We start from the raw sequence: 3836 nt of genomic DNA on the forward strand, positions 1-3836 counted from the left end.
GGGACGAGTCGGACGAGCGCGAGGGGAGAGCGCAGGAAATGAGTTCTGCCGCACCCGCTCATAACGCTTCGGTGCACAACTATGGACGCGGTGCCACCGATCAGCAGCCGCCAAGGCACCATGGACCGATGCGCGACGACGAGAACACGGCGATCGGCGCCCTCGTCACACGCGCCGCCGAGGGGGACCGGCGGGCCACGCACGACCTGCTCGCCCTGGTGCACCCCCTCGCCCTGCGCTACTGCCGCACCCGGCTCTCCCGTCTGCCCGGCGACGCCCGCCACTTCGTGGACGACCTGGCCCAGGAGGTCTGCCTGGCCGTGCTGTGCGCGCTGCCGCGCTACCGCGACACCGGCCGGCCCTTCGAGGCGTTCGTCGTCGCGATCGCCGCGCACAAGGTCGCCGACCTCCAGCGGGCCGCCATGCGCCGTCCCGGCAGCACGGCCGTGCCCTCCGACGAGATGCCCGAGCAGCCGGACGACTCGCTCGGCCCGGAGGAGCGGGCGCTGCTCAGCAGCGACGCCGAGTGGGCCAAGAAACTTCTCGCCAACCTGCCGGAGCACCAGCGCGAGCTGGTGCTGCTGCGGGTGGCCATCGGGATGACGGCCGAGGAGACCGGCCAGATGCTGGGGATGTCGCCGGGCGCGGTGCGGGTCGCACAGCACCGCGCGATGAGCAGACTCCGCGCGCTGGCCGAGCAGTAGGCGGTGGCGGGCGCCCGGTTCCGTACGCGGGTACGGGGCCGGGCGCCCGTACGCGCGAGGGGGGCGGCTGCCCGTACGTGCGAGGGGGCGGGCGGCCGGTCATGGGGCGGGTGCCGGCCGACGGGCGCGGTGGCTGTCCGTATGCCGGGCGCACGCCGTAGGAACGGCCGGGCGCACGCCGTAGGAACGCACGAGTGACGCGTCCCTCATTCGTCGTGGAATGAGACGCCTGTGGCTCCCGTTAGCATGGACGTCCGCGCCGAGGCAAGACCATTGGGAAGGTGTCATGACTGACAACGTCGACGGAATGCCTGCGAAATTCGCGATGCTCGGGCTGACATACGACGACGTGCTGCTGCTGCCGGGCGCCTCCGAGGTGCTTCCGAACGCGGTTGACACCTCGTCCCGGGTCTCGCGCAACGTGCGGGTGAACATCCCGCTGCTGTCCGCCGCGATGGACAAGGTCACCGAGGCGCGGATGGCCATCGCCATGGCCCGCCAGGGCGGCGCCGGCGTCCTGCACCGCAACCTCTCCATCGAGGACCAGGTCAACCAGGTCGACCTCGTCAAGCGCTCCGAGTCGGGCATGGTCACCGACCCGATCACGGTGCACCCCGACGCGACGCTGGCCGACGCCGACGCGCTGTGCGCGAAGTTCCGCATCAGCGGTGTGCCGGTCACGGACCCCGCGGGCAAGCTGCTGGGCATCGTCACCAACCGCGACATGGCCTTCGAGCTGGACCGCGGCCGCCAGGTGCGCGAGGTCATGACGCCGATGCCGCTGGTCACCGGCAAGGTCGGGATCTCCGGCGAGGACGCCATCGAGCTGCTCCGCCGCCACAAGATCGAGAAGCTGCCGCTGGTCGACGAGGCGGGCATCCTCAAGGGCCTGATCACGGTCAAGGACTTCGTCAAGGCCGAGAAGTACCCGCAGGCCGCCAAGGACGCCGACGGCCGGCTCGTCGTCGGCGCCGCGGTGGGCGTCGGCGACGAGGCGTTCGACCGGGCGCAGGCGCTCGTCGAGGCCGGCGCCGACTTCCTGGTCGTCGACAGCGCGCACGGCCACAGCCGGGGCATCCTCGACATGATCGCCAAGGTCAAGTCCCAGATGGCCGTCGACGTCATCGGCGGCAACATCGCCACCCGCGACGCCGCGCAGGCGCTCATCGACGCGGGCGCGGACGGCGTGAAGGTCGGCGTGGGCCCCGGCTCGATCTGCACCACCCGGGTCGTCGCGGGCATCGGCGTGCCGCAGGTCACGGCGATCTACGAGGCCGCGCAGGCGTGCCACGCGGCGGGCGTGCCGCTGATCGGCGACGGCGGCCTCCAGTTCTCCGGCGACATCGCCAAGGCCATCGCGGCCGGCGCGGACACCGTGATGCTCGGCTCGCTGCTGGCGGGCTGCGAGGAGTCGCCGGGCGAGATGGTCTTCATCAACGGCAAGCAGTTCAAGTCCTACCGGGGCATGGGCTCGCTGGGCGCGATGCAGACGCGCGGCCAGGCCCGTTCCTTCTCCAAGGACCGCTACTTCCAGGACAACGTGCTCTCCGAGGACAAGCTGGTGCCCGAGGGCATCGAGGGCCAGGTGCCCTACCGCGGTCCGCTCGCCTCGGTGGCGCACCAGCTCATCGGCGGCCTGCGCGCCTCCATGGGCTACGTCGGCTCCGTGGACGTCCCGGAGCTGAAGGACAAGGGCCGTTTCGTGCGCATCACGTCGGCGGGGCTCAAGGAGAGCCACCCGCACGACATCCAGCTGACCACCGAGGCGCCGAACTACTCCCGTCGCTGATGCACGCGTGACGCACGCTGATACATGCTGACGCACGGCTGATATACGGCTGATACACGGCGAAAGCCCTGGTCAGAGCCCGCGGCCCGGACTACCGGCCGCGGGTTCCGGCATGTCGGGGATACTGGAATCGGCAGATGGAGCGCCGAGGAATTTGAGAGGCCACACACGTGACTGAGATCGAGATCGGGCGCGGCAAGCGCGGCCGCCGGGCGTACGCATTCGACGACATCGCCGTCGTCCCCAGTCGGCGCACCCGCGACCCGAAGGAGGTCTCGATCGCCTGGCAGATCGATGCCTACCGGTTCGAGCTGCCCTTCCTCGCGGCCCCGATGGACTCGGTGGTCTCGCCGCAGACCGCCATCCGCATCGGCGAGCTGGGCGGGCTGGGCGTCCTGAACCTGGAGGGTCTGTGGACCCGCTACGAGGACCCGGAGCCGCTGCTCGCCGAGATCGCGGAGCTGGACGAGAGCGCCGCCACCAAGCGGCTCCAGGAGATCTACGCCGCTCCGATCAAGGAGGAGCTGATCGGGCAGCGCATCAAGGAGGTGCGCGACTCCGGCGTCGTGACCGCCGCCGCGCTCTCCCCGCAGCGCACCGCGCAGTTCTCCAAGGCCGTGGTCGACGCGGGCGTGGACATCTTCGTGATCCGCGGCACCACGGTCTCCGCCGAGCACGTCTCGGGCGCGGCCGAGCCGCTCAACCTCAAGCAGTTCATCTACGAGCTGGACGTGCCCGTCATCGTCGGCGGCTGCGCGACCTACACCGCGGCCCTGCACCTGATGCGTACGGGCGCGGCGGGCGTCCTCGTCGGCTTCGGCGGCGGCGCCGCGCACACCACCCGTAACGTGCTGGGCATCCAGGTGCCGATGGCGACCGCGGTCGCCGACGTCGCCGCCGCCCGGCGCGACTACATGGACGAGTCCGGTGGCCGGTACGTGCACGTGATCGCGGACGGCGGCGTGGGCTGGTCCGGCGACCTGCCCAAGGCCATCGCCTGCGGCGCCGACGCCGTGATGATGGGCTCCCCGCTGGCCCGTGCCACGGACGCGCCGGGCCGCGGCCACCACTGGGGCATGGAGGCCGTCCACGAGGACGTGCCGCGCGGCAAGCGGATGGACCTGGGCGCGGTCGGCACCACCGAGGAGGTGCTGCTCGGCCCGTCGCACACCCCGGACGGCTCGATGAACTTCTTCGGCGCGCTGCGCCGGGCGATGGCCACGACGGGCTACTCGGAGCTCAAGGAGTTCCAGCGCGTCGAGGTGACGGTGGCCCCGTCCCAGCACGACAACCGCTGACGCGGCAGCAGCCGCTGAGGGCCCGGATCACCCGCTGTTCGCGGG

The 3836-nt window shown here is 71.4% G+C and carries 3 protein-coding genes; all 3 read left to right on the forward strand.

The window, feature by feature from the left end:
- The first annotated feature begins 128 nt into the window (after positions 1-128).
- The 3 genes from ACFU99_RS36635 to ACFU99_RS36645 all read left to right on the forward strand — a co-directional run bounded on the left by ACFU99_RS36635 (position 129) and on the right by ACFU99_RS36645 (position 3791).
- A complete protein-coding gene (locus ACFU99_RS36635) occupies positions 129-704 on the forward strand; it encodes a sigma-70 family RNA polymerase sigma factor (protein WP_363131920.1) in 576 nt (191 codons plus the stop codon).
- 286 nt (positions 705-990) lie between these two features.
- The gene (gene guaB / locus ACFU99_RS36640; protein ID WP_384400860.1) at positions 991-2493 is read left to right on the forward strand and encodes an IMP dehydrogenase; all 1503 of its coding nucleotides are present in this window, start codon (positions 991-993) and stop codon (positions 2491-2493) included.
- A gap of 170 nt (positions 2494-2663) precedes the next feature.
- Positions 2664-3791, forward strand: coding sequence for a GuaB3 family IMP dehydrogenase-related protein (locus tag ACFU99_RS36645; protein WP_384400864.1), 1128 nt, complete (start codon positions 2664-2666; stop codon positions 3789-3791).
- The last annotated feature ends 45 nt before the right edge of the window (positions 3792-3836 follow it).

Origin of the sequence: Streptomyces sp. NPDC057654, from assembly GCF_042800135.1 — a bacterium.
GTDB lineage: Bacteria > Actinomycetota > Actinomycetes > Streptomycetales > Streptomycetaceae > Streptomyces.

Bases quoted from the DNA above. Each gene is read 5' to 3' on its own strand.
- ACFU99_RS36635 (WP_363131920.1), top strand. From the start codon at position 129: ATGCGCGACGACGAGAACACGGCGATCGGCGCCCTCGTCACACGCGCC.
- guaB (WP_384400860.1), top strand. From the start codon at position 991: ATGACTGACAACGTCGACGGAATGCCTGCGAAATTCGCGATGCTCGGG.